The 26,511-nt window shown below is 67.2% G+C and carries 20 protein-coding genes and 1 riboswitch; of the genes, 9 read left to right on the top strand and 11 right to left on the bottom strand.

Annotation, left to right across the window (positions count from 1 at the left end):
• Positions 1 to 41: 41 nt before the first annotated feature.
• On the bottom strand, positions 42 to 1,208 hold the full coding sequence (locus ACFFJC_RS14810) for an acyl-CoA dehydrogenase family protein (protein WP_379488257.1): 1,167 nt from the start codon (positions 1,206 to 1,208) through the stop codon (positions 42 to 44).
• 180 nt (positions 1,209 to 1,388) lie between these two features.
• Between ACFFJC_RS14810 and ACFFJC_RS14805 the strand changes: the two genes are divergently transcribed.
• The 6 genes from ACFFJC_RS14805 (at position 1,389) to ACFFJC_RS14780 (ending at position 10,371) form a co-directional block, all read left to right on the top strand.
• Positions 1,389 to 2,591, top strand: a complete 1,203-nt coding sequence (locus ACFFJC_RS14805; protein WP_379488256.1) for a CaiB/BaiF CoA transferase family protein — start codon at positions 1,389 to 1,391, stop codon at positions 2,589 to 2,591.
• 148 nt (positions 2,592 to 2,739) lie between these two features.
• Entirely contained in the window at positions 2,740 to 4,515 is a 1,776-nt protein-coding gene (locus ACFFJC_RS14800; RefSeq protein ID WP_379488255.1) for a thiamine pyrophosphate-binding protein, read from the top strand.
• Positions 4,516 to 4,677: 162 nt separating this feature from the next.
• Positions 4,678 to 6,087, top strand: a complete 1,410-nt coding sequence (locus ACFFJC_RS14795; protein ID WP_379488254.1) for an aldehyde dehydrogenase family protein — start codon at positions 4,678 to 4,680, stop codon at positions 6,085 to 6,087.
• 111 nt (positions 6,088 to 6,198) lie between these two features.
• A complete protein-coding gene (locus tag ACFFJC_RS14790; RefSeq protein WP_379488253.1) occupies positions 6,199 to 6,603 on the top strand; it encodes a hypothetical protein in 405 nt (134 codons plus the stop codon).
• A 97-nt stretch (positions 6,604 to 6,700) separates the two neighbouring features.
• Positions 6,701 to 8,998 (top strand): TonB-dependent receptor, encoded by a 2,298-nt coding sequence (locus tag ACFFJC_RS14785; RefSeq protein ID WP_379488252.1) that lies wholly within the window; start codon positions 6,701 to 6,703, stop codon positions 8,996 to 8,998.
• The gene (locus ACFFJC_RS14780; RefSeq protein WP_379488251.1) at positions 8,995 to 10,371 is read left to right on the top strand and encodes a PepSY-associated TM helix domain-containing protein; all 1,377 of its coding nucleotides are present in this window, start codon (positions 8,995 to 8,997) and stop codon (positions 10,369 to 10,371) included. The genes ACFFJC_RS14785 and ACFFJC_RS14780 overlap by 4 nt, the downstream gene beginning before the upstream one ends.
• Positions 10,372 to 10,437: 66 nt before the next feature.
• On the opposite strand, the gene ACFFJC_RS14775 is transcribed toward ACFFJC_RS14780, so the two are convergent.
• A complete protein-coding gene (locus ACFFJC_RS14775) occupies positions 10,438 to 10,959 on the bottom strand; it encodes a TetR/AcrR family transcriptional regulator (protein ID WP_379488250.1) in 522 nt (173 codons plus the stop codon).
• A 190-nt stretch (positions 10,960 to 11,149) separates the two neighbouring features.
• On the opposite strand from ACFFJC_RS14775, the gene ACFFJC_RS14770 reads away from it, so the two are divergent.
• Positions 11,150 to 11,917 carry an SDR family NAD(P)-dependent oxidoreductase gene (locus ACFFJC_RS14770; protein WP_379488249.1) on the top strand — a complete coding sequence of 256 codons (768 nt, stop codon included), beginning with the start codon at positions 11,150 to 11,152 and terminating at the stop codon, positions 11,915 to 11,917.
• On the top strand, positions 11,917 to 12,672 hold the full coding sequence (locus ACFFJC_RS14765) for an SDR family NAD(P)-dependent oxidoreductase (protein WP_379488248.1): 756 nt from the start codon (positions 11,917 to 11,919) through the stop codon (positions 12,670 to 12,672). Before ACFFJC_RS14770 ends, ACFFJC_RS14765 begins: the two co-directional genes overlap by 1 nt.
• Positions 12,673 to 12,840: 168 nt before the next feature.
• Here the strand turns inward: ACFFJC_RS14765 and ACFFJC_RS14760 are convergent, their stop codons facing one another.
• Complete coding sequence (locus tag ACFFJC_RS14760; RefSeq protein ID WP_379488247.1) at positions 12,841 to 13,944, bottom strand: tyrosine-protein phosphatase; 1,104 nt, start codon at positions 13,942 to 13,944, stop codon at positions 12,841 to 12,843.
• 26 nt (positions 13,945 to 13,970) lie between these two features.
• Positions 13,971 to 16,253: a TonB-dependent receptor gene (locus ACFFJC_RS14755; protein ID WP_379488246.1), complete on the bottom strand. Its 2,283-nt coding sequence runs from the start codon at positions 16,251 to 16,253 to the stop codon at positions 13,971 to 13,973.
• Positions 16,254 to 16,419: 166 nt separating this feature from the next.
• Here ACFFJC_RS14755 and ACFFJC_RS14750 point away from each other — a divergent pair, with 166 nt between their 5' ends.
• Complete coding sequence (locus ACFFJC_RS14750; protein ID WP_379488245.1) at positions 16,420 to 17,655, top strand: TetR/AcrR family transcriptional regulator; 1,236 nt, start codon at positions 16,420 to 16,422, stop codon at positions 17,653 to 17,655.
• Positions 17,656 to 18,113: 458 nt separating this feature from the next.
• Here ACFFJC_RS14750 and ACFFJC_RS14745 read toward each other — a convergent pair whose 3' ends face one another.
• The 7 genes from ACFFJC_RS14745 to ACFFJC_RS14715 all read right to left on the bottom strand — a co-directional run bounded on the left by ACFFJC_RS14745 (position 18,114) and on the right by ACFFJC_RS14715 (position 26,481).
• Positions 18,114 to 19,109 (bottom strand): DUF6925 family protein, encoded by a 996-nt coding sequence (locus tag ACFFJC_RS14745; RefSeq protein ID WP_379488244.1) that lies wholly within the window; start codon positions 19,107 to 19,109, stop codon positions 18,114 to 18,116.
• Positions 19,106 to 19,888, bottom strand: coding sequence for an ABC transporter ATP-binding protein (locus ACFFJC_RS14740; RefSeq protein WP_379488243.1), 783 nt, complete (start codon positions 19,886 to 19,888; stop codon positions 19,106 to 19,108). Before ACFFJC_RS14740 ends, ACFFJC_RS14745 begins: the two co-directional genes overlap by 4 nt.
• Positions 19,885 to 20,871 carry a FecCD family ABC transporter permease gene (locus ACFFJC_RS14735; protein ID WP_379488242.1) on the bottom strand — a complete coding sequence of 329 codons (987 nt, stop codon included), beginning with the start codon at positions 20,869 to 20,871 and terminating at the stop codon, positions 19,885 to 19,887. Before ACFFJC_RS14735 ends, ACFFJC_RS14740 begins: the two co-directional genes overlap by 4 nt.
• Positions 20,868 to 21,659 (bottom strand): ABC transporter substrate-binding protein, encoded by a 792-nt coding sequence (locus ACFFJC_RS14730; protein ID WP_379488241.1) that lies wholly within the window; start codon positions 21,657 to 21,659, stop codon positions 20,868 to 20,870. The genes ACFFJC_RS14735 and ACFFJC_RS14730 overlap by 4 nt, the downstream gene beginning before the upstream one ends.
• A gap of 101 nt (positions 21,660 to 21,760) precedes the next feature.
• The gene (locus ACFFJC_RS14725; protein WP_379488240.1) at positions 21,761 to 23,710 is read right to left on the bottom strand and encodes a TonB-dependent receptor plug domain-containing protein; all 1,950 of its coding nucleotides are present in this window, start codon (positions 23,708 to 23,710) and stop codon (positions 21,761 to 21,763) included.
• A gap of 217 nt (positions 23,711 to 23,927) precedes the next feature.
• Positions 23,928 to 24,174, bottom strand: a riboswitch (cobalamin riboswitch).
• 306 nt (positions 24,175 to 24,480) lie between these two features.
• Positions 24,481 to 24,672, bottom strand: coding sequence for a hypothetical protein (locus ACFFJC_RS14720; RefSeq protein ID WP_379488239.1), 192 nt, complete (start codon positions 24,670 to 24,672; stop codon positions 24,481 to 24,483).
• Between the two features lie 684 nt (positions 24,673 to 25,356).
• Positions 25,357 to 26,481 carry an FAD-dependent oxidoreductase gene (locus ACFFJC_RS14715; RefSeq protein WP_379488238.1) on the bottom strand — a complete coding sequence of 375 codons (1,125 nt, stop codon included), beginning with the start codon at positions 26,479 to 26,481 and terminating at the stop codon, positions 25,357 to 25,359.
• Positions 26,482 to 26,511: the final 30 nt, after the last annotated feature.

Below are 26,511 nucleotides of genomic sequence, written 5' to 3'. Positions count from 1 at the left end.
ATGCCCCAAAGGCCGAAAAACCACCTAATCCAGAAACCTCCTCAATAGGATCGCGGCAGCTCCAATACCCTCTCGGCGATGTAGTTCATGATCTGGTGCGGGCTGACCGGTGCGATGCGCGGGATCATCACTTCGCGCAGGTAGCGCTCGACATGGTATTCCTGCGCGTAGCCCATGCCGCCCATCGACATGACGGCGGTCTGGCACGCCTCGAACCCGGCCTCCGCGGCCAGGTACTTGGCCGCGTTCGCCTCGGTGCCGCAGTCCAGGCCCTGGTCGAACATGGTCGCGGCCTTGAACACCATGAGGCTCGCCGCCTCCACCTGCATCCAGGCCTTGGCGAGCGGATGCTGGATGCCCTGGTTCTGCCCGATCGGCCGCCCGAACACCACGCGCTCCTGCGCGTACTTCGAGGCCTTCTTGATCGCCACGCGCCCCAGCCCCGTCGCTTCGGCGCCGAGCAGCACGCGCTCGGGATTGAGGCCCTGGAGCAGGATCTTGAAGCCCTGCCCCTCGGCACCGATGCGGTCCTCCTCGGGAATGAACAGGTCGGTGATGAACAGCATGTTCGAGCCCACCGCGTGCCGGCCCATCTTGGGAATCAGCTGATGCTCGATATGGGCCCGGTCGAGCCGGGTGTAGAACAGCGTCAGCCCCTCGGTCTTCTTCCTCACCGCCTCCAGCGGCGTGGTGCGCGCGATCAGGAGCATGCGGTCGGCGACATGGGCGTTGGTGATCCAGATCTTCTCGCCGTTGACGCGGTAGCCGCCCGGCACCTTGTCCGCGCGGGTCTTGAGGCTGGTGGTGTCGAGCCCGGTGTTCGGCTCCGTCACCGCGAAGCACATCTTCTCCTCGCCCGAGAGGATCGGCGGGATCATCCGCTGCTGCTGCTCCGCGGTGCCGAAGAGGTGGACCGGCTCCAGCCCGAAGACCGGGCCGTGGATGGCGGACGCCGCCGTCATGCCGCCGCCGCTCTCGGCCACGGCCTGCATCATCACCGCGGCCTCGGTGATGCCGAGTCCGGCACCGCCCACCGCTTCGGGCATGGCGACGCCCAGCCAGCCGGCCTGCGCCATCGACCGGTGGAACTCGAACGGAAATTCGCCGCTGCGATCCTTTTCGAGCCAGTACTCGTCCGAGAACTGCGAGCAGTGCTTGAGGACCGCCTCGCGGATGTCCTGCTGGTCTTGGCTGAGTGCGAAGTCCACCTGAGTGTCGAGTCCTCTTCCCGTCCCGGCGCCGTGCCGGGCACCGGGCGGAACTAGCAGCCGGCGCGGGTGGAGACAACGGCGCCGTGCCGATATCGGACCAGCGAACGTAAATCCGCATGGCTTTGCCCGTCCCCTTGCGCTAACGCTGGTGCAGAGAAGCGAGAGGGAACGGAGAGCATGTCGCACGAGACATCCCACGCGGCACCCCGGGCGGAGCCCCCACCCAGCGCGGGTCCGCTGGCAGGCGTGCGCGTGATCGACCTGACCAGCGTGGTCTTCGGCCCCTACGCCACGCAGATCATGGCGGACATGGGCGCCGAGGTCATCAAGGTGGAGCCGCCGGAAGGCGACAACACCCGCTGGATCACCGCCGGCCCGGTGCCGGGCATGGGCGGCATCTACGTCAACGTGAACCGCGGCAAGCGGGGGTTGATGCTCGATCTGCGGCAGGACGCCGACCGCGAAAGCCTGCGCCGCCTGATCGCCACCGCCGACGTCTTCATCCACTCCATGCGCGGCAGCGCGATCCGCAAGCTGGGCTTCGACTACCAGGCGGTGCGGGCGATCCGCCCCGACATCGTCTATACCAGTTGCTACGGCTATTCGCGCCGCGGGCCCGAGGCGGACAAGCCCGCCTACGACGACACCATCCAGGCCGAGTGCGGCATCCCCCACGTCCAGGGTCTGATGAACGGCGAGCCGGGCTACGTCGCCACGATCATGGCCGACAAGGTGGCGGGCCTCCACGCGCTCTACGCCACGATGATGGCGCTGTTCCACCGCGAGCGGACCGGAGAGGGCCAGGAGGTCGAGGTCACCATGTTCGAGGCGATGTCCTCGTTCATGCTCGTCGAGCACGCCAACGGCGCGATGTTCTCGCCCCCGACGACGCCGGCGCACTACCACCGCGCGGTCGAGCCGAACCGGCGCCCTTACCGCACCCGCGACGGCCACGTCGCCGCGCTGGTCTACAACGACAAGCACTGGAACGCCTTCGTCGCGGCGGTGAACCCGCCCTGGGCGAGCGAGGAGTTCTCCACGCTGGAGAAGCGGGCCCGGCAGATCGGCCGCGTCTACGGCCTGCTGGGCGAGACCTTCCTCACCCGCACCACGCAGGAATGGCTCGACACGCTGTCGGCGCTGAACATCCCCTGCGCGCCGCTCCGCTCCACCGACGAGCTGTTCGACAACGCCCACCTCGATGCCATCGGCTTCTTCGAGGAGGTCGAGACGCCGCAGGGCCCGGTGCGCTTCCCGGGCGTGCCGACCTGGTTCTCCGCCACTCCCGGCCGCGTGCGCGGACCGGCGCCGATGCTCGGGCAGCACAACGAGGAGGTGCTCGCCAGCGTCGCCCCGGCGATGGCAGGCGAGTCGAAGTGAACAGCGCTGTTGATTTCACCTGACAGCGCCGGAAGGCTTGGGCTAACCACCTGCCCAAGCCGAACCTGGGGAGGGTGACCGGCGAGAGAGCGACCGCCCTCCCTCGCAGAATTCGCGAACGCAACGGATCGAGAAGAAAGGCACTACGATGTACGACGACCAGCCGCAGGCTGAAGCGCCGGCGACCGCCAGGAAGGGCACGCCCGTTTACAAGCGCATCCTCGACCTGTTCGAGGCCGAGGGCATCCGCACCCTGTTCGGCATCCCCGATCCGAACTTCGTGCATCTGTTCCTGGAGGCGGAGACGCGCGGCTGGACCGTCGTCTCGCCGCACCACGAGGCCTCTGCCGGCCACATGGCCGCCGCCGCCGCGCGCATCACCGGCAAGCCGGCGCTGTGCATCGGCACGCTCGGGCCGGGCATGGCGAACATGATGCCCGCGATCCAGTGCGCCAAGGTCGAGAACGACCCGGTCATCTTCATGGGCGGCCAGCGCGCCCGCATCACCGAGCGCCGCGTGCGCCGGGGCCGCATCCAGTTCGTCCGGCAGGAGCCGATGATCGAGGATTCGGTGAAGTTCTCCAGCTCGATCGAGTACGCCGACCAGACCGACGAGATCGTGCGCGAGGCGATCCGCGTCGCCATGTCGGGTACGCCCGGGCCGGCCTACATCGAGTACCCGGCGCACGTCATCCTCGAAGAGCTCGACCTGCCGCCGGTGCTGCCGCCGCACCGCTATCGCCTGACCAACCAGGGCGCCGACGGCGACCGCATCGCCGAAGCGGCCGAGATCATCCGCAACGCCAAGAACCCGGTGCTGCTGGTCGGCCACGGCGTCCACACCTCGAAGTCGGGCGCGGCGGTCAAGGAACTGGCCGACCTCATGCAGTGCCCGGTGATCCAGACCTCGGGCGGCACCTCGTTCATCGAGGGGCTGGAGGACCGCACCTTCCCCTACGGCTTCTCCGAAGCCTCGATCGACGCCGTGGTCGAGAGCGACTGCTGCGTGGCGCTCGCCACCGAGCTGGGCGAGCCGAGCCACTACGGCCGCTGGCGCCACTGGGTCGACAACGAGGCGAACCGCAAGTGGATCTACGTGCAACAGGACCCGACCGCCATCGGCGTCAACCGCCCGATCGACGTGCCGCTGGTCGGCGACGTGCGCGCGGTGGTGCCGCAGCTGGTCCGCGCGCTCAAGGACACGCCGCGCAAGGCTTCGCAGTCGCTGTCCGAGTACATCCAGCGCGACGCCCAGCAGCTTGAGGAGCTGGCCGAGGAGGCCGCCTCCAAGTCCGACGGCTCGAGCGCCAAGATGCACACTAGCCAGTTCGTCACCGAGGCGACCAAGGCCTTCCCCAAGGACGGCATCCTGATCCGCGACGGCGGCGCCACGGTGATCTTCCAGTGGACGTACTCGCAGGCCAAGCCCCGCGACGTCATCTGGAACCAGAACTACGGCCACATCGGCACCGGCCTGCCCTACGCCACCGGCGCCATGCTCGCCGACCAGGCCGAGACCGGCAAGCAGCGCCCCGGCATGCTCATCACCTCCGACTCCTCGTTCCTGTTCCACGTGGGCGAGCTGGAAGTGGCGGTGCGCAAGAACCTGCCGCTGGTGGTGATCGTCGGCGTCGATTTCCAGTGGGGCCTCGAAGTGGGCGTCTACAAGCGCACCTTCGGCCACGGCACCAAGGAGACCGGCGTCCACTGGTCCGACAAGGTCCGCTTCGACAAGATCGCCGAGGGCTTCGGCGCCGCCGGCGAATACGTCGAGAAGGCGGCCGACATTGGCCCGGCCATCGCCCGCGCCTACGAGCGTGGCGGCTGCACCGTCATCCACGTGCCGATCGACCCCGCCGCCAACTCGGAGGAGATGCCCAACTACTCCGAATTCCGCACCTGGTACGCCGAGGGCACGCAGTAACACGAAGCATTCCTCCCCCAGCTTGCTGGGGGAGGGGGACCGGCGAAGCTGGTGGAGGGGCACCCTCCCGATACCGTGACATCTCGTCATGCGAGAGTGCCCCCTCCACCACCCTGCGGGTGGTCCCCCTCCCCGCCATGGGGAGGAATTGGGAGAGGCATCATGCGCAACTACACGCAGTTCTACATCGACGGCCGCTGGGTCGATCCCGTCTCGCCGAAGACCGCCGAGGTCATCAACCCCGCCACCGAGGCGGTCTCGGGAGAGATTTCGCTCGGCTCCCCGGCCGACGTCGACAAGGCGGTCACCGCCGCCCGCCGCGCCTTCGCCACCTACGGCGAGAGCAGCGTGCAGGAGCGCGTGGACCTGCTCGAATCGATCCAGGCCGAGTACCTCCGGCGCGAGACCGAGCTGGGCGAGGCGGTGATGGAGGAGATGGGCGCGCCGCGTTCGCTCGCCTGCGGCTTCCACACCCTGCTCGGCAAGGGCCACCTCGGCACCGCGATCGAGGTGCTCAAGGCCTTCCCGTTCGAGGAACAGCGCGGCCCCACCCTGATCCGCAAGGAGCCGATCGGCGTCTGCGGGCTCATCACGCCGTGGAACTGGCCGATGAACCAGACCTGCGTGAAGATCTTCCCCGCGCTCGCGGCGGGCTGCACGATGATCCTCAAGCCGCCGCAACTGGCCCCGTATTCGGCCCAGATCCTGGCCGAGATCCTGCACGAGGCGGGCGTTCCCGCCGGCGTGTTCAACATGGTGCAGGGCCAGGGATCGGTGATCGGCGCGGCGCTGTCCAAGCACGAGGACGTCGACATGATCTCGTTCACCGGGTCCGAGACGGTGGGCGTGCAGATCCAGAAGGACGCCGCCGACACCGTCAAGCGCGTCGGGCTGGAACTGGGCGGCAAGAGCGCCTGGATCGTGCTCGACGACGCCTCGCTGCCCGCCAACGTGGCCGGCGCCACGGCGGGCATGATGGGCAACTCGGGCCAGACCTGCTCGGCCGGCTCGCGCCTGCTGGTGCCCTCCTCGCGCATGGACGAGGTCAAGGCGATCGCCGCCGAGGCGGCCAACGGCGTCACCGTGGGCGACCCGACCGGCAACTTCGCGATGGGCCCGGTGGTCTCCAAGAGCCAGTACGACGTGATCCAGGACTACATCGAGAAGGGCCTTGCCGAAGGCGCCGAGCTCGTGGCCGGCGGCGCCGGTCGTCCCGAGGGGCTGGACAAGGGCTGGTACGTGAAGCCGACCGTGTTCGTGGGCACCAACGACATGGTCATCGCGCGCGAGGAGATCTTCGGCCCGGTGCTCGTCATCATCGGCTACGACGACGTCGACGATGCGGTCCGGATCGCCAACGATTCGAACTTCGGCCTCGGCGGCTACGTCTCGGGCGAGGACGTGGAGCAATGCCGCGCCGTCGCGCGCAAGATGCGCACCGGCGCGATCTGGGTCAACGGCGGGTTCGACTTCCACGCGCCCTTCGGCGGCTACAAGCGCTCGGGCAACGGGCGGGAGTGGGGCGAGTACGGGTTCCACGAGTACCTGGAGGTCAAGTCGATCATCGGCTGAGCGACCTCCGCCACGTCCCGTCGCCTGCCCCTGTCGAACGCCGGGGGAGGCGACAGGGACGCGATCGGACAGACCGTGACACGCCCTTCCCGACGCGCTAAGCCCCCCTGCGTGGGCACGATCAGGCACTTCTTCCGGGACCGCCCGGCGCTGGCGGCGCTGCTGCTGGCGGCGGTGCTGTGCCTCAAGGCGCTGGTGCCGCAGGGCACCATGCCCGCCGCTCCGGAGACCGGGCTGATCGTCGCGCTGTGCTCGGGCACGATGCCCGCCGGGACGGCGATGACGATCGTCATTCCGACCAAGGGCGGCCACCAGGAGCACGGCGCCGCGACCGCCGACCACCCCTGCGCCTTCGCCCCGCTGGGCGCGGCGATGACGGGAGCGGACCTGGCGCCGCTGCTGGTCGTGGCGCTGGCCTTCGTCTTCGTCGCGGCGATCCTGCGCCGACCGCTGGCGCTTCCGGCCACCGGCGCGCAGATCCGACCGCCCAGCCAGGGCCCGCCCCCCTTCTCCTGAACTCTCGGCAACGCCGCGGAACAAAGTTCCCGCGGCACCCTTGTGCTTGCTCGCCAGGAGGCCGCCACGGCCGCCGCGGGCCGTTCAGGTGTTCTCCATGACCCGTATCCTGCTTGCGATCGGCGCAGCCCCGATCGCCCTGTTCCCCCTTCATGCCTGGGCCGATGAGGCCCCCGACCGCACCGTCTCCGACCCGACCATCCTCGTCGTCGGCCAGCGCGACCGCGACATCAGCCTCGATGCCCGGGGCCTGTCGGTCAGCCTGGGTGACGAGCAGTTCGAAGGCGTCAACGCACGCAACGTCGAAGACCTGATGAAGTACGCGCCCGACTTCTTCGTGCGCACCCGCTTCGCCGGCGATTCGAACGGCGTGCCGGGCTTTCGCGGCACCCACTCGACCCAGAGCGCCCGCACGCTGGTGATGGTGGACGGCTTCCCGGTTTCCAACTTCCTCGGCAACTCCTTCGCCTACGCCCCGAAGTGGGGCGTCGTCGGCCCGGGCGAGGTCGCGCAGTTCGACATCGTCTACGGCCCCTACTCGGCCCGCTACGCCGGGAACTCGATGGGCGGCGTGGTCAACGTCACCACCCGTTCGCCCGAGCGCACCGAGGCCTTCGCGACCGTGCAGGGCATGGTTCAGCCCTACGACCAGTACGACACCCAGGACAGCTACTGGGGCTATTCGGCCGAGGCGGGGTTCGGGCTGCGCCAGAAGGAGGGGCCCTGGTCGCTGCGCCTCTCGGGCCGCCACTTCCGCAACACCGGGCATCCGCAGATGGTCTTCGGCCTCTCCCCCGTGACCGGCGGCGCGGCGGGACTGGCGGTGACCGGCGGCGTGGTCGATCCGAAGCAGGCCATCGCCAATGCTCCCGGCACCGCCGGCAACCCGATCTTCGCGGCGCAGAGCCCGGCCGAGATCACGCAGGACCAGGCCAAGCTGCGCCTAGGCTACGACGGCGCCTCGGGCGTCAGCGGGGAACTGCTCGTCGCCTACTGGCACAATCTCGACAGCCAGACCGCGCCGGACTGCTACTTGCGCGACGGCGCCGGCAATCGGGTGTGCGACGGCCGCGTCTCGCTGGGCGGACGCACCTATACCGCCAGCGGGGCCAACTGGTCGCGCACCGTGCGCGACGAGCTGCTGGCCGGCCTCAAGCTGGCCGCGCCGTTGTCCGATGTGGCGACGGTGCAGGCGAACGTCTCGACCTACCAGATCCTGCGTGCGGACGGCTTCACCTCCACCGGCTACGCCCATGGCCGCGACCGGGGCCCGGGCACACTGGCACGGCAGGGCCCCACCTCGTGGTGGACGGGGGAGCTGGCGCTGACCGCCGCGCTGGGCGGCATCACGCTGGCGGGAGGCGGCAGCGCCAATCTCTACCGCACCGATCTCACCAACTCCGCGCTGCCGAGCTGGCGCAGCGACGAGGGCCTTACCTTCTCCAGCCGCACCTTCGGCAAGACCCGCAATCTCGCCGCCTGGGCCGAGCTGCGCGTGCCCCTCGATCCGGTCACGCTGACGCTGGGCGCCCGCTACGAGGACTGGCGCGCGTTTGACGGCGGCCTCGCCCGCGTGGGCAACGCGGGAACGCCGGTCGAGAACCGCTACGCGAGCCGCCAGGCCGACGGTTTCCAGCCGAAGGCCTCGCTGGAGTGGGCCGTCGATCCCGACACCCGCGTCCAGCTCAGCCTGGCCAAGGCGACCCGCTTCCCGACGGTGGGAGAGCTGTTCCAGGGCAGCCTCGACGGGAACGGCAGCTTCAACCCGAACAGCTTCGATCCCGACCTCAGGCCGGAGCGCTCCACCGACGCCAACCTGCTCGTGGCGCACGACTTCGGCCCGGTGAAGCTGACCGCCTCCGCCTTCTGGCAGCGCGTGCGCGACACGATCTTCTCGTTCACCGGGTTCAACCAGAACGGGGTGAGCACCTCCAGCTTCAAGAACATCGACGTGACGCGCCAGTACGGCTTCGAGCTGATCGCCGAGGCGCGCGACGTGCTGGTGCCGGGGCTGGACCTCGATGCCAACGCCGCCTGGATCGATTCGGTCACCGTGCGCAACGATGCCGCGCCCGCAGCCGAAGGCGTGCAGTTCCCGCGCATCCCGCGCTGGCGGCTCAACGCGAACCTGCGCTACCGCGTCGCGGAGCCGGTGCTGCTGTCGGTCGGCGTGCGCTATGCCAGCCGGCCCAACACCGATCTCTTCGGGCTCCAGCGCGGCGACACCTATGGCTACACCTCCGAGCTGTTCGCCCTCGACGCGCGGGTGAGCTGGGAGGTGACGGAGCAGCTGCGCCTCAGCGCCGGGGTGGACAACATCACCAACGACAGGGCCTGGGTCTACCACCCCTACCCGCAGCGCAGCGTCCTGGTGGAAGCGGGGTGGCGGCTGTGAGCGCGCCGCGCGCGGAGCGCTGGTATCGCGCGGTGTGGCGCTGGCACTTCTACGCCGGGCTGCTGTGCGTGCCCTTCGTGCTGTGGCTGTCGGTGACGGGAGGGCTGTACCTGTTCAAGCCGCAGATCGAGGCGGCGCTATATGCCCCTTATCGCGGCGTTAGCACGGCGCTAATGCCGCGTCTGGCGCCCGACGCGATCGCCGCGCGGGCCGTGGCGGCGGTGCCGGGCGCGGTGCTGCACAAGTACGTCCTGCCGCAAGACCCCGGCGATGCCGTGGAAGTCCTGGTCGGCCAGGGCAGCCGGGACGTTCGCGTCTGGGTCCACCCGGGAACCGGCGCGGTGCTCCACCAGGTGCCCGAGGAAGACCGCCTGATGCGCCTCGTCTTCCGCCTCCACGGCGAACTGCTGGCCGGGCGCTGGGGCTCGGCCCTCGTCGAGACGGCGGCCTGCTGGACCGTGGTCATGCTGCTGACCGGCCTGTTCCTGTGGTGGCCGCGCGGCTCCCTGCGGCTTGCGGGCGTGCTCTATCCGCGGCTGCGCCGGGGCCGCGCGCTGTTCTGGCGCGACATCCACGCGGTCACCGGCCTGTGGATCGCGCTGGCGGCGCTGTTCCTCATCGCAACCGGATTGCCCTGGGCCGTCGCCTGGGGCGACTACTTCCGCGAAGTGCGCGCGGTGACAGGGACCGCCTCGCCCCGCCAGGACTGGTCGGCCGGCGCCGGCGCCGATGCGGCGCTGCGCGCCCGCGAGGACGCCGGCATGCGCGCGATGATGTCCGAGCATGCCGAGCACCACGGCATGGCGATGGCGCATACCGCGCCCCCGGCGGCCGCGCTCGACGCCGTGGTCGCCCGGGCGGCGCAGCTGGGATTTGCCGGCCCGGTGGAGGTCAGCCCTCCGACCGCGGCAAACGGGCCATGGCAGGTCCGCAGCCAGGCCGACAACCGCCCCCGCCGCGACAGTGCCGAGATCGCCGCCGACGGCCGGCTGGTGGGCGTGCAGCGCTTCGCGGACCGCCACTGGATCGACCGCGTGGTGGGCACCGGCGTCGCCATCCACGAAGGCGCGTGGATGGGGCTGGCGAACCAGCTGGTCAACCTGGCGGTCCTGCTCGGGCTGGTGCTGCTGTGCCTCTCCAGCGTGGTGCTGTGGTGGCGAAGGCGCCCGACCGACGCGCTGGGCGCCCCGCCGAGCCTGGCGCCGCTGCGACACTCCTGGGCGCTCGTCCTCCTGGTGCTCGTCCTCGCGCTCGCCATGCCGCTGTTCGGCGTGTCGCTGGCGGCGGCGGTGGCGACCGAAGCCGCCCTCAAGCGCCTTTCGCCCCGCCTGCGCCGTTGGGCCGGCTGGCGCGCTCGGTCGCAGGAGGCGTGACCCCAAGCGGGCAGGTAGCAGCGCGTCGGACGGTCAGACCCCGGCGCGCATGTCTGCGGCGAGCGCTCAGTTCGGTGGAGCGAGGAACGCGCCGACGAGATCCAGGACGGCCTCATGACCGGCAGAGACCCCCAGCTGACGCTCGCGGCTCAGCGCCAGGGCGACGCTGCTGGCAAGCACCGCCAGCGCCGGAGCCGGAACGCTGCCCGACACGTCCCGTCGTGCGATCGCGGCCTCGATCGCCGCGATCTCGAGGGCGCGCGAATCCTCGATGAAGCGGATGACTTCGGACCGGAGGTCATCCATGCGGTTGGCCAGCGCCATGAATTCGGAGATCAGGCGCGCGTCGGTGCTGCCGACGTGGGCATCCCAAATCTCGCGAAGCGGATGCGGAGACTGCAGCGCCGCGCGCAGCCGGTTCATTTCACGTTCCGACAGGCGCTTGAACAACGCGACGACGAGGTCGTCCATCGTGTGGAAGTAGTAGTAGACGAGCCGCTGCTTGACGCCGATCCGCTCGGCGATGCGGCGCGAGGTCAATGCGGCGTGGCCCTCTTCGCGCAGAATCTCTTCCGCGCCGTCGAGCATCGTGTGCCAGACTTCCGACCCTGGCGGCCCCATGCGTCTGGCTGGTCCCGGCTTTGTCGTCGTCACGCGGCCCTCATCCTTACCCCTCCGCCTATCGTGCCGACAACCGCGCGTAAAGGCCACGGCGATCACCGCTCTTGACTTCACGCGGGGCTTGCTAACATCAAGACGAACACGTTGGGAGAGTGCAATGGGCAGTGAGTCGCAGCGCCTTGCGGGCAAGGTCGCGATCGTCACCGGCGCGGGCCAGGGCATCGGCGAGGCGATTGCGACCGGCTATGCAGCGGAAGGCGCAAGGGTGCTCATAACCGGCCGCACCCGGAGCAAGCTGGACGAGGTGGTCAGCAAGATCGAGGCAGCCGGCGGCACCGCCATCGCCCTCGAGGCGTTGGCCGGCAACCGGGAACACGCCGTCGCCACGGTCGGCCGCGCGATCACCGAATGGGGCCGCGTCGACGTGCTGGTGAACAACGCGCATACCTTTACCGACTACCTCCCCATCGAAGACCCGAAGATGGAGGAGAACTGCATGATCGACATGCAATCGGCCTTCTTCGGGTCGCTTCATCTCATGCAGCTTTGCCAGCCGCACATGGTGAGGCAGGGCGGCGGCTCGATCATCAACATGGGCACCGGCTTCTCGATCCGCTGCGAGCCGGGCTTCCTCGCCTATGCGGCCACCAAGGAAGCGATCCGCGTGCTGACCAAGACTGCGGCCAAGGAGTGGGGCCAGCACAAGATCCGCGTGAACACCATCCTGCCTTCGGCACTGACGCCCAAGTCGATCTGGTACCTGGAAGACAGCGGCACCTACGACCAGGAGCTGGCCAAGGTGGCGATGGGCCGCTTCGGCGAGCCCAAGGACATCGCGCCGACTGCGGTGTTCCTCGCCAGCGACGATTCCGACTTCGTCACCGGTCAGACGATCGGCGTCGAAGGCGGGACGACGATGCTGTGATGCGCCCCGACTCCAGAACCGCCATCATCACCGGAGGCGCCTCCGGCATGGGCAAGGCGACGGCGCTGCGTTTCGCGCGCGACGGGCACACCATTGGCGTGCTCGACATCGACGGCGCCGGGGCCGAAGCGGTCGCGGCGGACATCGTAGCCGGCGGCGGCAAGGCCATCGCGCTGAAGGCCGACCTGGGCGTTCGTGCCCAGATCGAGGCCGCCGTCGCCAAGGCCCGCGCCGATCTCGGCCCGGTGACCATCGTCGTCAACAACGCGGCGCTGGAAAGCTTCGCCCCGGTGGCCGAAGTGACCGAGGCGGACTGGGACCGGCTGATGGACGTCAACGTCAAGGGCGCCTTCGTGCTGATCCAGGCTGCCCTGCCCGACATGGTCGCGGCGGGCTGGGGCCGGATCGTCAACATCTCGTCCTTCGGCGCGCAGACCGGCGCGCCCAACATGGCGCTGTACACCGCGAGCAAGGGCGGCGTGATCTCCATGACGCGCTCGATGGCGGTCGAGCTGGGCCGCCACGGGATCACGGTCAATTCGGTCTCGCCCGGCTTCATCGACACGCCGATGGCGCGCCGCGCGATCGACGGTGACCTGTTCCCCGTGCCCTGGGAGCAGATCATCGCCAGCTACCCGATCCCCCGCCTCGGCCGCCCCGAGGAAATCGCGGCGGCCTGCGCCTACTTCGCCTCCGAAGACGCCGGCTACGTCACCGGCCAGCTGCTCGGCGTGAACGGCGGCACGGCCTTCTGAGAGGATATTCCGTGCCGAACGTCATCGGTCATGTCGCCTGGAACGGATCGTAGACCGCACCCCAGGGAGTATCGATCTACGCCGACAGTTCGCGAGCGCGCGGCGCAAGGCGGGACCAGGGGTCTCCGCCGACCAGGTTGATGTGCCGCCACCCGGAAGAGGTTCGTTTCACTCCAGGTAGGTCGAGCGCAGGCTGGCGAGGTCGGCGTCGTTGAGGCCGATCTCCTGCTTCAGATAACCCTCGGCCGAGCCGTAGCGGCTGTCGATCTCGGCGAAGGCATTCGCCAGGAACGGCGTGCCGTCCGCGGTCACCAGCGGATTGGGCTTGGCGTGCGCGGGATCGTTCTGGAAGCGCGCGAACATGCCGGCAATGGGGTTGCCCTTCGCCTGCGCCTCGGTAATCGGCGGCAGCTCCCACTGCGGGCGGCGCGACGGGGTGGAGAGGAGGTAATCCGCGTAGATCGTCTCCCGCTGCACGCCGAGCGCGCTCAGCACCATGGCCGAGACGAAGCCGGTGCGGTCCTGCCCGGCCGAGCAGTTGTAGAGCACCGGGCCCTCCTTGCCGAGCAGGCGGTCGAACACGAGCCGGACCTGCGGCGCAAGCTGGACGGGGAAGCGGCGATAGCCTTCCGCCAGGCCCTTCAGGGCGTCGCTCGGGGCTGCCTTGGCGGCGGGAGCTTGGCTGACGCCCTGCCCTATCCCCGCGAGCATCGGCGCCATCGAATAACCCACGGCGTTGTAGCGAATGCCGTCTAGCCTGGTCGGCGCGAGCACGCGCTCCTCGTCCGACCGCAGGTCGATCAGGTTGACGATGCCCAGCGCCTTGATCTCGGACACATCGGCCTCGGTCAGCATCGGTTGGCCGCCCGAGCGAAAGATCACGCCCCAGCGCACGTGCTTGCCGCCCGCTGCGGGGTAGCCGCCGATGTCGCGAAAGTTGGAGCCCTGCTCCAGCGGCAGGACGCGCTCGGCGACGCGCGAGACGGTTCCGGTGCGGCTGTCGCGCAGCAGGAAGTAGGGCCGCGTGCCGGGCGTGACGGTCGCCTCGAAGCGGCCGTCGGCGTCCTTGCCGGAGACCAGGCGCGCCTCGCCGGGGGCGGCATCGGGCCGATCCGCCTGCAACACGTCGACCGGGTCGGCGTCGCTCCAGCGCACGACCAGCTTGTCGGGCGCGGCGCGCTCCACCTTCATGTCCGTCACGGTGCCCGCCCAGGCGCTGACCGAGGTCAGTGCCGCCAGGGGAAGCCCGGCCAGCAATCGATAGTGCTTCATTGTGCTCTCTCCTCTTTGTCTTGTCGTCAGAACTGGACGGTGGCTTCGACGCCGTACGTGCGCGGCTCGTTGAAGATACCGCTGATCAGGGTCTCGGGCGTACCGGTCTTGAAGAAGGTATGCGCCTCGTTGAACAGGTTGCGCGACCACAGCGAGACCTGCAGCGCCGCCTTCGAGGCAAGGTCGATGTCGGCAAGCGAGAGCCGCGCGTTCACCAGGAAGGCGCTGTCGGTCAGGATCGTGTCGCTCGATTGCGAATGGTAGCCGTCGCCGCCATTGGCGTCGACGTGCGCGCGCAAGGTCGCGCCGGCGAAGGTCGCTTCGGGCAGCGGCAGGCTGTAGTCGATCGCGCCGCTGAAGGCGTTCTTCGGGGTATAGACCAGGAACACGTTCTGCGGCGGGGCGCTCGGGTTGAACGGATTGACCGCCTTTTCTAGGTCACCCTTGGTATAGGCGTAGGCGGCGGTGAGGGTCAGGCCGGCCACCGGAGCGATCGTCAGGTCCGCCTCGAAGCCCTTGATGGTGCCGTTGCCCTCTGCGTTCACGGTCTCGATCGTCGTGCGCGTCGGCCCGCCGGGCACCGCCGAAAGCCGTGCGTTGAAGTCGATCTGCTGGTTCTTGTAGATCGTGCGATAGGCGGCCAGGTTCAGGCGGACGTGGCGGTCCAGAAACTCGCCCTTGAAGCCCGCTTCCGCCGTCTCGACTTCCTCCGGATCGTAGGCGCGGTACGTCACCGATCGCGAATTGGCGCCACCTGCGCGATAGGCCGTGCCCCACTTGGCGTAGAGATGGACGGTGTCGCTGGCGTCGAAGGCGAGCGTGAAGGTCGGATCGACACGGCTGCTCGAGAAGCGGAAGCTGAAGTCGGTGTCGGCGCCGTTCACCTTGAACAGGTCGCCGTGCTTCTTGTCGCGGGTGTAGCGCGCGCCGGCGGTCAGGTGAAGCGCGTCGGCCAGCAGCGGAGGAGTCCAGGTCGCCTGACCGTAGAGCGCGAAGCTCTCCGCCACGGCGTCACTGGCGCGGTCGGGGAACGGCGTGACCTGCCCGGCCTCCAGCGAGGGCAACCGCGTCGGCAGCGCCGCGGCATTCGCCCCCCAGCGCATGGTATAGGGCGCCCAGGCCCAGTCGTCGCCCTTTTCGTGATAGTAGTAGGCGCCGGCCACGAACTCGATCCGCGGCAACGAGCCGACCGCCTGCAGTTCCTGGCTGTACTGCTCCTGGTGCATGTCGGCGAGGCTGTAGCGGCCGAAGTTGGTGTTGGGGGCGTAGGAGCCCTGGTGCGCGCCGCCGTTGTCGTACTGGCTCTGGCTGAGCTTGCGGTAGGAGGAGATCGAGCGCAGCACCACGCCGTCCACGACCGTCCAGTCCAGGTGCAGCGCATGGCCGTGCGTCTTGCCGATGCTCTCCTGCTCGGGCACGCCGACGTCGGCGGTTCCCACGCGGTCGGGCTGGACCTTGGTCACGTCGGCGAAGACGATGCTGGCCGACTTGGTCAGCACCTGCATGTAGTACGGCGTGCTCGCATCGCGCGAGATGTCGAAGTCGTAGCGCGCGCTGAAGCTGCCGCTCGGCTCCCACAGAACGCCGGCGTGCAGGCCCCGCTGGTCGAGCTGGTTGTAGTCCTCCTCGCCGTCGAGCGGATTGTCGAGCGTGCCGCCGCGCTTCACGACGATTCCGTCCAGCTTGACGCTGACGTTGGCGAAGCTGGGCAGGTCGAGGTGTGTCTCGGACTTGTAGCCACCGAAATTGCTGATCCCGCCGGTCTGGGCGAGGTGGAACTCGCCGCTGGGCTTGCGGGTGACGATGCTGACGGCGCCGCCCGTCGCGTTGCGGCCGAAGAGCGTTCCTTGCGGGCCCTTCAGCACCTCGATGCGCTCCACGTCATAGAGCGCGGCGCCCAGCCCTTGCGAGCGACCGAGATAGATGCCGTCGATATAGATGCCCACGCCCGCATCACGGCTGGGCTGGTTGGAATCGAACGGCACGATGCCGCGAATGCCGACCGCCAGCGCCGAGTTGCGCGAGGCGAACGGAGCGATCCGCAGCGACGGCACGGCCCCGTCCTGCAGGTCCTTGAGGCTGACGACGCCGCGGTTCTTGAGGTCGGTTGCATCGAGCACGGAAATCGCCACCGGGGTCTTCTGCAGATCGGTCTCCCGCTTCTGCGCGGTGACGGTGATCTCCCCCAGGCCGGCGCCTGCATCCTCGGCCTCCTCCGCATGGGCCAAAGAGGGCCAGGCGAGCAGGCTCAAGAGCGATGACCCGGCAAGGGCGATGGTACGCGCACGGCGCAGCGAATTGGTCGACATGAAACCCCCAAGTGATGGAATGGGGGCGAACTAGAACGGTTGTATGTACATTGAGTGGCGTTTGTATCTCACTTTGGTGACATTGCGAATGCCCTGGAACAGGCTCCGGAATTGAGAGCAAAGTCCCACTTGCCTTAAGCCGCGCGCTGCGCCATCGCGAAACGCGATGCCGCGCACACGCAAGACGCAAGACGGACCCGGGATTTCCACCAGCGATCGGCTGATCGAGGCGGTGATCGAAGCCTGCTGGACATGCGGGAGCAGCAACGCTTCGGTGCGTTCGCTGGCGGCACGGGCGGATGCCCCCATCTCCAGCATCTATCATCACTTCGGAAGCATGGAACAGTTGTATGTGAGCGCGCAAGAGCATGCGCTGGCTCTCGCCCGAGCGTGGTGCGATCAGCAGCGCACCGCTCTGGCGGCCCTGCCCCGATTCTCTGCGCACGCTTTCGCGCCGCTGATGGCCGCCCTCATCGACGACTTCTGCGAAGCGCAGCGCGCCGTCGCGTTCGCCTGGCGCGATTGCGAACTGATGGCCGCGCGTTCGCCGCGCCACGCCCCCCTGGCGCGCCGCTGGGCGATGCTCTGGACCGAGTTCTGGAGCGACCTCAGCGCGCGGGCGGGACTGGGCGACCATTCCGCCCTGACGACGCACTTCTTCCAGGGCGAAAGCCTGCTGCACCTCATGCAGTGGCAGCGTACCATCGACCGCCCTTGCCTTGAGGAGACCTGCGCCGGATGGGTGCTTTGGCTTGAGGGCCGACTGGCACCGGGCGGTGAGTGGCGCCGCTTCGGTGCCGAGCAGGCGCACCGGGAGATGCCACCGCTCACCGCGTTCAGCGGGACGATGGAACGGATCGCCGACACCGCCGCCGACATCGTCGCCGAACAGGGCATCAGCGGCCTGACCCATCGCGCGGTGGCGGCACGGGCGAACCTGACGCTCGGCGTGATCTCGCACAACTGCCACTCCAGCGCCGACCTCGTGCGCGCAGCCTTCGAGACGATCTACCGCCGAACGGTGGCGTCGAGCGCACCGGGCGATCTCGCGCAGGAAGGGCCGGACCAGCCCTCCGAGTTCGACCCACTGCCGCCCCATAGTCCCGAGGCGCTCCTCTGTGCGATGGACGAACTGCTGCTCGCGGTCGCGCGCAACCCATCGCTGCGCCCCTTCGCGCCGCAGCTGCGCTACTGGCGCGGACGCACCAGCGGAAAGGTGCTCGAAGCCATGCTCGCACCGGACCGGGTCGTATCGCCACGCGACGCAGCGCTGTTCTCGGCCATGGTCGCGGGCATGCGCAAGTGGTCCCTGGGCCTGGACGAAGGAGCAGCGACGGATCACCGCAAGCGCTGCATGGCACAAGTCGCGGCACTGCTGAGGGACGGCAAGGATCGCATGTAGAGCCTCGCACGGGACGCAGGGATCGATTCCGATAGGCTTGGACTGCTATGCGCGGGTCGAGCACCCGCACCAGCTCAAACGCGCTTCAGCCTTGACCCAAGCGCTTCCCACGCTGGAAAGCCTGTCCCGTGGGAAACCGCCGATGTGTGGGTGGAAGTGCCTTAAGGTAGGTGGTGCCCCATAGAGGCAAAAGACGGGCACTCAGAACATTGGGAAATTCTGGTGCCACGGACATGAGCAGCCGAATGTCAGAGGCGTTCCAGCCGTGAATTTCAAATCTCAAGCCTTTCAGAATCCCCTTTGAGCCATTCGGCAATCAATGCGGCCACGCCACGTCCTCCAAGCCGTTTGATCGAGCATTTCCAAGCGATTGCGACCCGCCATGATGCAGCTTTCAATTCCATGAGACTGAGACTGTCGCGCTCCTTGCTGCAAGGCTTCCATCGAGAAGACGTGACTCAAAGCTCTTCCTCTTGGTCCCGAGGCGCTTCTGTGCCACCGCGATCGAACATCTTCAGCCAAGCCCTTACGCGCAGATCGCCGTCGGCCGCCAGGCGGCGCAGTTCGATCCGCGCCTTGATGCGGCCGCGCCGACTGTCGGGCCAGTCGGCGAATTCCGGCGCAGCACCGATTTCGATCATGGAACGAACCGCGTTCGCCGTGCGCCGATCTTCGTCCAGTCCGAAACGTTCCAGCAGCGGGGCGAAGGCACGGTCGAGCGCAGCGTCGAACGGCTTGCGCTCGCCCAGCGGCGTACGCCATGGCGAGGCGGGATGGACGTTCAGCGCCGATTGCCAGCCTTCAGGGATGGGCACGTTCGCCGAATGTCCGCGATCCTGGGAAATCAGCTTTGGCAGCAGATGGGTATGCGGGCCTTCGGGCGACTTGCCGTCCGGCGGCGGGATCGGCTGAAACACCTCTACCCGGCCCGCCGGAGACAGCAGCACGCGATGCGGCTGTGCGCGCAGCACTTCCGCCATGACCGTCCCATCGCTAAACACCGACTGACCCTGCGTTGCTTCCATCGCGGCGATCAGGCCCGCGTCCTGCGTGCGAAGGCACATGGTAACGACACCCGACCCGACACCCAGATCGAACAGGCGGTCACTCCGCTCGGTGATCCGGATTGCCTGTTCGTCTATCCCAAGGTCGCGGACGACGCGCGGGCCGCTTGGCTTGCACGGTACGCAGAAGGCCAGTGCGTGCCCCCAGCTTTCCCCATCTGCCGAGAGACTGTCCCAGGCGATCGGGGTCAACGCCGCACCACGCTGGACCCGGATGGCGCCGCGCGCCGTGCAGGCTTCCAGCCGATCCGATGTGTGGACCAAATCCACGGGCTCATCGGGGTCTCGGATGAACTCGCCGATGGCGCCGAAACTGCCGATGCTCCAGCCATGCGCGGGATCACCCAGCAGATCAGCTATCAGGTCGAAGGGATCGTGCGGCAGGCTCATCCAGATCTCCGGTCATCAAGGAAGCGGACGGCCACTCCATCGGCGTCGCGCAGGATACGAATGCGCACATCATAGAGCGTGGCCAGCAGGTCTTCGGTCACCACCTCCGCTACGGGCCCTTGCGTCAGCAGGCGGCCGTCCCTGATGGCGACGATGTTGTCCGCGTGATTCAGCGCCAGATCGAGGTCGTGGATGGCGACGATTACCGTCCGCCCAGCGTCGGCTCGTGCCCGCAGCCGCCGCATGGCATCGATTGCGTGACGGGGATCGAGGCCGGCAGTGGGTTCGTCCACGATGAGCAATTCGGGATCGCCGACGATCGCGCGCGCGAGCATGGTCCGCGCGAGTTCACCACCCGAGAGCGCCGTGGCGGGGCGATCGCGCAAGGCAAGCAAGTCGCAGGCGGCCAGTGCCTCCTCCACTGCAGGGACAAGTCTATCCGGCAACACTCCGAAAGCTGGAAGGCTGGGCGTCAGGCCAAGCGCCACGACCCGCTCGACGCTGATTGGCCACTCCACGCCTGCCCGCTGTGGAAGATAGGCGCGGCGCTGCGCCAGCAGCTTGCGACCGATCGTTGCCAGGGCGATATCGCCCAGTCGAACCGTACCCGCATCAGGCACGAGCAGACCTGCCGCTAGGTCCAGCATCGTGCTCTTGCCTGCGCCGTTGGGGCCGATGACGGCGGTCAGCCCCCCGGCGGTGAATCGCAGTGAAATGTCATGGAGGATGGTCCGTTCGCCGCGCCGCACGCGGATATGATCGAGAATGAGATCGCTCATGCCGTCATCCTCCGCACATGCAGGATCAGCCAGAGGAAGAAAGGCGTACCCAAAAGGCTGGTGAACACGCCGATGTTGAGCGGCGCACCACCCAGCACTATCGTCCGCGTCGCCACGTCGGCAAGGGTCACAAGCAGTGCGCCAGCCAGCATCGCCGGCAGCAGCACCCGGCCCGGTTGATGGCCGACGAGCGGGCGGACCAGATGGGGCGCGATCAGGCCGACGAAGCCGATCGATCCAGCGATCGACGTCGCCGCCCCGACGCTGAGTGCCGTCCCCGCGAGCGCCAGCAGACGAATGCGAGCAACCGGGATGCCCAGACTTTCGGCCTGAACATCGCCGAGCGTCAGCGCATCGAGCGCCCGCCCGGTGAGCAGCAGCATGAGAAGACCAGGCACCACGAACGGCAGGGCGAGCGTGACGTGGTCCCAGCTACGATCGCTGAGCGATCCCATCAGCCAGGTCATGATCTCATAGGCGGCATAGGGATTGGGGGCGAGGTTGAGAGCCAGCATGACCAGCGCCATGGTGATGCTGCTGATCGCAACGCCGGTCAGGATCAGGGCCAAGGTACCGCCGCTCCGCGCGAGCATGAGCGCGATGCCCGCCGTTACGAAAGCACCCGTTAGCGCGAACAGCGGAGTCGCCAAACCGAAGCTGGAGGCAAATCCGAAATAGATGGCGATGACCGCACCCAATGAGGCCCCCGACGTCACGCCCAGCAGCCCCGGTTCGGCGAGCGGATTGCGCAGCAGCCCCTGAAGCGTAGCGCCGGACAAGCCCAGGCTCGCACCGATTGCCATTGCAAGGATGATACGTGGCAGGCGAATCTCCCGCACGATCAAGCCGGGCAGATCGGGCGTCGCGGAAAACAGCGCGTTCGACGCCTGCCCCGGCGTCAGCCACACCGTACCGGCAAGAATCGAGAGCAATGCGGCTCCGACAAGCAGCAGCGTCAGGACGGGCGTGAGCCAGCGGTTCATAACGATCTCGCGGGTGCGAAGGGCAAAGGCGTCTTCACCCGCGCTGCGGCGTTCCGCAGTTCGGTGCGCAAGGCCATTGCGGCGTCACCGACCATTGGTGTGCCGCACTGATAATAGGCCTGCCGGATCGTCAGCGTGCGCGCGCCGTCCCAAAAGCGGCGTACCAATGGATGCCGCTCGGTATTGTCGCGCAGCCCGGGCTTGCGGCCGAGCCCAGCGCCCTTCACCAACAGGGCTGGCGCGGTTGCCAGCAGCACTTCCACATCCGGACGTCCATAGCTGGTCGCCGGCGGTCTGTTGGCAACGTTGACCGCGCCCGCCGCTTCAAGCACCGCGTTGTAGAGCGAGCCATCGCTGGCGTTGAAACCGGCGCCGTCCCAGGCGGCGATGCGCAGGCGCGGCCCGGGATCGCGGGCGAGGTGGGCAAGCTGCAGGTCCATCCGGGCGATCCGCGCCTCGCCCTTCGCTTCCTCTCCCACGGCCCGAGCGACCTGCCGGGTGATGCGCCTTATGTCGTCGAAGCTCTCGGCATGATCGACCTCGATCATCGGGTATCCCATGCGTTTCAGCAGCGAACGAGTGGCGGGCGTGGTGAAACTGCCCGCGACCACGAGGTCCGGCTTCTGCCGCACGACTTCCTCGGACAGGCCATGATTGACGCCGACCCGCATCGCCTCCCTATGCATCAGCGAACCATCCGGGTCACGTGACAGCCATGTGACCGACGCGATCCGCTCAGGCGGAAGCAGGGCAAGGACCAGCTGGTCCACGCACTGGTTCATCGACATGACCCGCACGGGTTTGGCCGGTCGGCCCTGTCCCTCCGCGCTGCCGACCGGAATCGGCAGCGCGGATAGCAGGAGCGCCGCTAGAAGTGCCGCGGCCCGCATCAGAAGCGGACGCGTACGCCGCCATAGCCAGCCCGGCCGGGCGTGGCGAAGCTGAACACTTCCTCATAGTCTTCGTTCAGCAGATTTTCGATCCGGCCAAACAGGGCGATGCCTTCGCTGATCTTGTATTCGGCGCTGAAGTTCACCAGCACATAGTCCTTCAGCGAGACACGCACCGGAACGTAGCTGGGGTCGGTATAGGCCACGTCGCTCTGACGGCCGTTATAGCGCATGGTCAGCGTGCCCGAGAACCGTTCGTCTTCACTGAAGACGGTCGCGTTGAAACTGGCGACATGTTTCGGGCGACGTACTTCCTCCGTGCCGTTCTCCCGAGCCTTGAGCCAGGTATAGGTCGCGTCGAGCCGGATCTGCGGGATCGGCCGGGCGCTGACGAAGACTTCGACACCATGCTGCTTGGACCGCGTGGAGCGATTGGACGGTGTCGCAACGAAATCCGGCGCGGGATAGGTGGTGTAGATTTCGTCCTTCAACCTGCTGTCGAAATACGTGGCCCCGATCGTCGCCAGATTGCCGCCAAAGCTCTGCTCGATGCCGGCCTCCCAGCCTTCCGACTTTTCCGGCTTCAGGTTCGGGTTGCCGATGTAGCGACCGTCCGCATAGCCATAGAGTTCGAAGTAACCGGGGTTCTTCACGCCCGTGCCATAAGCGCCGCGGATGCGGGTGCCCGTTGCGAAGCTGTAGCTGCCCTGCGCGCGCCAGGTGGTGACATCGTCGAACCGGTCATTCTCGTCCCGGCGGATCGACGCGCCGAGCGAAAGGGCGTCGTTCATGAGCAACTCGTACTGACCGACGATGCCGACATTGTCGGTATGCCGCTTGCCTTGGAAGGCGAAGGCAGACGGCGTCGTGTTCTGGAACTCCTCGCGCTCGACGTCTACGGCAGCGGTGAGGCGGTGGACGACCGTCTCGGTTCCGAACCGCAGGCTGGACTCGAAGCTACCCTTGTAGCGCTGGCCCTTGTCGCCGTAATCGAAACCCTCTGCGTTGTAGCCTTTGCGCGTCGTGTCGGCCAATTGCGCCGAGATGGCATTGGTCCATCGGCCGTCAAGCGCCGTAAGCTCCGCCCGCAGGAGGCCATAAAAGGCTTCGTTCTTGAAGTGCACGCCGGGGCTGTCGACGGTGTAGCCGAACAGCGGGCTGGTCGGATCGTCCTCGCTGTTGTTGGTGTCGGCATCTGTGTAGCTGTACCGGCCGACGCCGGTGACCGTGAAGTTGTCGGTGGGCGACCAAATCAGCTTGGCCGAAAGGCCGGCGCTGTCCGATCCGACGTCGCGCGTGCCGAACCGCGCAGTCGGTGTCCCATCGGTGTGGTAGTAAGAGCCGGACACGGCATAATCGAGCGTGCCAGTCACGCCAGCAGCGCGGGCACTTCCTGTATACGTCCCGAAAGACCCGCCTTCCGCCCTTGCGGAAAAGCCCGGGGCTTCTGCCCCGGTCAGCGTGATATACTGGATCACGCCGCCAATTGCGTCCGACCCATAGAGCGAGGATTGCTGGCCGCGCAGCACTTCGACCTTGGCGGCATCATCGGCGATCAGCGTACCGAAATCATATTCGCCATTATACGGATCAGAGGCCTTGATCCCGTCGATCAGGACGAGGACATGATTGCCCTCCGATCCACGAATACGAATCTGCGTCAGGCCGCCGATCGCGCCGGTCCGGCTGACCGCAACGCCCGGTACGTCCCGCAGGATGTCCGACACGATCCGGGTCTGGCGTGTTTCCAGTGCCTGCGCATCGAGCACCGTGACCGAAGCACCAAGCTGGTTGATCGGCACGGCATCACCCGAACGCGATGCGGTGACGACGATGGTGTCGCCCTTCGCGTCGGTCGTGGGCTGGGTCGGATTGGATTGCGCCAAGACAGGCGCTGCCGTCGCTGCCAGAGCCAACACAGAAGCATGAGCCACAAATTTCATCATCATTATCATTCCCCCCGCGCCCAAGCATTTGGCAGCGGGGCAGACCGGCACTCGGCCGTCAACCTGCCGCATCCGGCAGGCATCAGGCGAACGAACGGCGGGCCAGCGCCGGCAGACGGGCGCATGTCGCCCACCAACGCAGACCCCTGCGGCCCCAACCGCACAGGTTCGTCGCTCAGACGGAGAGTTACCGTGCCCTGACCATCCCCTGGACCAAAGCAAGAGCGACCTAGCGCCGGCAGGTCTCCTGGCTCGCGGGTCGTCGCTTGATGCACGGCCTTCCCAGGCCTCGCAGGACTTAGCGTCCGGCCCAGTGGCTGGCGAACCGGGACTTTTCCCGTCCGCACATGTGCATCTCGCTCACCGCTTACAGTTGCAGGGACAGCCTCGGATTGGGATGACTCTCGCCGTCCGCACCGCGTTCCCTATTAAGTCCCTTCCGGGACACCGGCGCGATCTATGTCAGGCACCATGGCACCCGACGCCACGTGCGATACAACGACATCCTGCTGGCGACAAGTGCCGAACGACGCTTCAATAGGCCGGCAGGGACTAGGCCGCGTGGACAAATTCCGTGTCGACGGAATGACCGAAATGGGGTGGTCAACTGCTTTTCCGATTGTTCGCGCATACGTGCTAAGACGGTGCCGCCGGCGTGACGGAATAGGTTAGACGTATCGCTAGAGCGACCCCGGCGACGGGGTGCGGGTTCGATCATTGACGTGACATATCGTGGTTTGAGGCGTCCGCAACGGGGCGATGTCGCGGCATCGCTATTCTTTGAGCTTGGAGGCCATTGCCTCGCGGTACTTCCTCAGAGCGAAATCCTTAGCGACCTCGCGCTGCGCAAAAGCAACGCTGTCGGGTCTGGCCTGCCGTTCGACAGGGGAAATTTGCTGAACGACCTTCGCTTTCCGCTTGGCGCTGCTCGTTCGCGATCGACTGGCTGAAACAACGCTGGACATGGTGCAAGACTACCTCACCTCCTATCCGGTTGGAAGGTCCTCCATTGGGCGGAAGCCGTCGTAGCCATCCTCCCCGGAACGGGGAGGGGGACCACCCGCAGGGTGGTGGAGGGGCACCCTCGGTGTGCGTGCCATCGCGTTGGCCCGCAGCAGAACCTCCTGCCGATCAAGGTCACGCAAACCGCTCGTGCCCCTCCACCATGCTTCGCATGGTTCCCCTCCCCCAAAGGGGGAGGATGGGGCGAAACCGGAAGTCTCAATTTGTCCACGCCGCCTAGGAAACCATTTGATGGCGGTTTCTGTCTAAAGCCATTTTTCGACCGGTCGCTTCTGAACAGCAGGATTGTCCCAGACGCGCAAGTCCGGCTCACCACCGAAATTGGGCGCCATCGGGTTCAGATCTCCTTATTCCCCGCGAGGGCGAGAGCATCCTCTCCTTCCATTCCAAGGTAGCGAACCATATTTTCGATCTACCCATGGCCACCTTGGCCACCTTCAGAACGATTGCGGGCGAGTTCGCGGGCGAATGGCTCTGTGGGCTTGCGACCAGATCAAGCCGTCTCGGCCAACTCAAAACGAGCATCAGATTTTGACGAAAACCGCCGTGAATCCGTCGGCCGGCCAGCGACCCGGCGGCGGGCGGCAATGTCAGCGATGCTTGGAGATGGCCGCTAAACTGCATGATTATGCTCGCCCCTCAAAGAGACCAATCACGCTGTGCGGCGCGTCTTCGCCGAAAAAGCGCGCGAGATTGTCGGCCGACGCCATCGCGACCGCTTCCGCTCGCGGAAACAGGTCGTGCTCATAGGCAGCTAGTGCCGCCTCCACGTTGTTGGGACACCGGAGGATCGCCTCGGCCAGTCTTGCGCCGTCTTCCATCGCGAGGTTGGCGCCCTCGCCGGCGAATGGCGACATGAGATGGGCGGCATCCCCGATCAGGGTCACACCTGGCACGCGAGGCCACGACATGCCGACCGGAAGTGCGAAGATTGGACGGGGAACGGGATTGATGCAGCTGTCGCGAATAAACGCGGTCAGCGTCGGCGACCAACCGTCGAACTCTTGCGCGATGCGGCCAAGTCCGGCTGCAACGTCGGTAAAATCGATCGCCCCTATCCAGTTCTCGGGCCTATTGAGCGCGGCATAGCCGCGGGCAGTCCCGTCCGGGTAGCGGTGCACCATGATCCCTTTGCCCGGCGCGACCGCCATCAGGGTGCCGCTGCCGATCGCGTCGATCGACGCTGCATACTTCACGGGGTCGAGCAGTGCTATTTCGATAAAGCAGGTGCCGGAGTAACGCGGCGTCGGGGAAGAGAGGAGCGGCCGTACCTTTGACCAGGCGCCATCAGCGCCGACCAGCAGGTCGACCGTTGTGCCAGTCCCATCGCTGAAAGCGATCGCGTGTCGTCCCTCGCCGAGAGGAGTCATCGCGGTCGCTTTGCAACCCCAGCGGATCGTCCCGTCGGGCAACGATTTGATAAGCATCGTGCGAAGCTCGCCGCGATCGACTTCCGGACGCATCGAAGACGGATCTCCCACCTTGTCAAACAAGAGCCGGCCGTCTGAGGCGACGACGCGCTTGGCATCCTCGCCTGGACGCACAAGGTGCAGGAAGGAATCGAACAAGCCCGCCGCCTTCAGCGCGCGCTGGCCGGAATGCTCGTGGATGTCGAGCAAGCCGCCCTGTGTGCGCGCCGAAGGAGAGGCTTCCCCTTCGAAGATAGTCGTCGAGACCCCGTGCCGATGAAGGACGCGAGCTAACGTCAAGCCGCCAAGGCCTGCGCCGATGATGCCAATGGTATGATTCATGTGTGGACGACCCCCGTTGGGCAAGATCGA

This window comes from Novosphingobium soli (genome assembly GCF_042432915.1).
GTDB classification, from domain to species: Bacteria; Pseudomonadota; Alphaproteobacteria; order Sphingomonadales; family Sphingomonadaceae; genus Novosphingobium; species Novosphingobium soli.
The sequence above is the reverse complement of the archived record's forward strand: the minus strand, read 5'-3'. Positions and strand labels throughout refer to the sequence as shown.

What these genes read in the sequence shown, in the direction of transcription:
- ACFFJC_RS14805 (WP_379488256.1), top strand. Translation starts at nt 1,389, where the DNA reads ATGTCGCACGAGACATCCCACGCGGCACCCCGGGCGGAGCCCCCACCC.
- ACFFJC_RS14800 (WP_379488255.1), top strand. Translation starts at nt 2,740, where the DNA reads ATGTACGACGACCAGCCGCAGGCTGAAGCGCCGGCGACCGCCAGGAAG.
- ACFFJC_RS14795 (WP_379488254.1), top strand. Translation starts at nt 4,678, where the DNA reads ATGCGCAACTACACGCAGTTCTACATCGACGGCCGCTGGGTCGATCCC.
- ACFFJC_RS14785 (WP_379488252.1), top strand. Translation starts at nt 6,701, where the DNA reads ATGACCCGTATCCTGCTTGCGATCGGCGCAGCCCCGATCGCCCTGTTC.
- ACFFJC_RS14775 (WP_379488250.1), bottom strand. Translation starts at nt 10,959, where the DNA reads ATGCTCGACGGCGCGGAAGAGATTCTGCGCGAAGAGGGCCACGCCGCA.
- ACFFJC_RS14770 (WP_379488249.1), top strand. Translation starts at nt 11,150, where the DNA reads ATGGGCAGTGAGTCGCAGCGCCTTGCGGGCAAGGTCGCGATCGTCACC.
- ACFFJC_RS14765 (WP_379488248.1), top strand. Translation starts at nt 11,917, where the DNA reads ATGCGCCCCGACTCCAGAACCGCCATCATCACCGGAGGCGCCTCCGGC.
- ACFFJC_RS14760 (WP_379488247.1), bottom strand. Translation starts at nt 13,944, where the DNA reads ATGAAGCACTATCGATTGCTGGCCGGGCTTCCCCTGGCGGCACTGACC.
- ACFFJC_RS14755 (WP_379488246.1), bottom strand. Translation starts at nt 16,253, where the DNA reads ATGTCGACCAATTCGCTGCGCCGTGCGCGTACCATCGCCCTTGCCGGG.
- ACFFJC_RS14750 (WP_379488245.1), top strand. Translation starts at nt 16,420, where the DNA reads ATGCCGCGCACACGCAAGACGCAAGACGGACCCGGGATTTCCACCAGC.
- ACFFJC_RS14745 (WP_379488244.1), bottom strand. Translation starts at nt 19,109, where the DNA reads ATGAGCCTGCCGCACGATCCCTTCGACCTGATAGCTGATCTGCTGGGT.
- ACFFJC_RS14740 (WP_379488243.1), bottom strand. Translation starts at nt 19,888, where the DNA reads ATGAGCGATCTCATTCTCGATCATATCCGCGTGCGGCGCGGCGAACGG.
- ACFFJC_RS14735 (WP_379488242.1), bottom strand. Translation starts at nt 20,871, where the DNA reads ATGAACCGCTGGCTCACGCCCGTCCTGACGCTGCTGCTTGTCGGAGCC.
- ACFFJC_RS14730 (WP_379488241.1), bottom strand. Translation starts at nt 21,659, where the DNA reads ATGTCGATGAACCAGTGCGTGGACCAGCTGGTCCTTGCCCTGCTTCCG.
- ACFFJC_RS14725 (WP_379488240.1), bottom strand. Translation starts at nt 23,710, where the DNA reads ATGATGATGAAATTTGTGGCTCATGCTTCTGTGTTGGCTCTGGCAGCG.
- ACFFJC_RS14720 (WP_379488239.1), bottom strand. Translation starts at nt 24,672, where the DNA reads ATGTCCAGCGTTGTTTCAGCCAGTCGATCGCGAACGAGCAGCGCCAAG.
- ACFFJC_RS14715 (WP_379488238.1), bottom strand. Translation starts at nt 26,481, where the DNA reads ATGAATCATACCATTGGCATCATCGGCGCAGGCCTTGGCGGCTTGACG.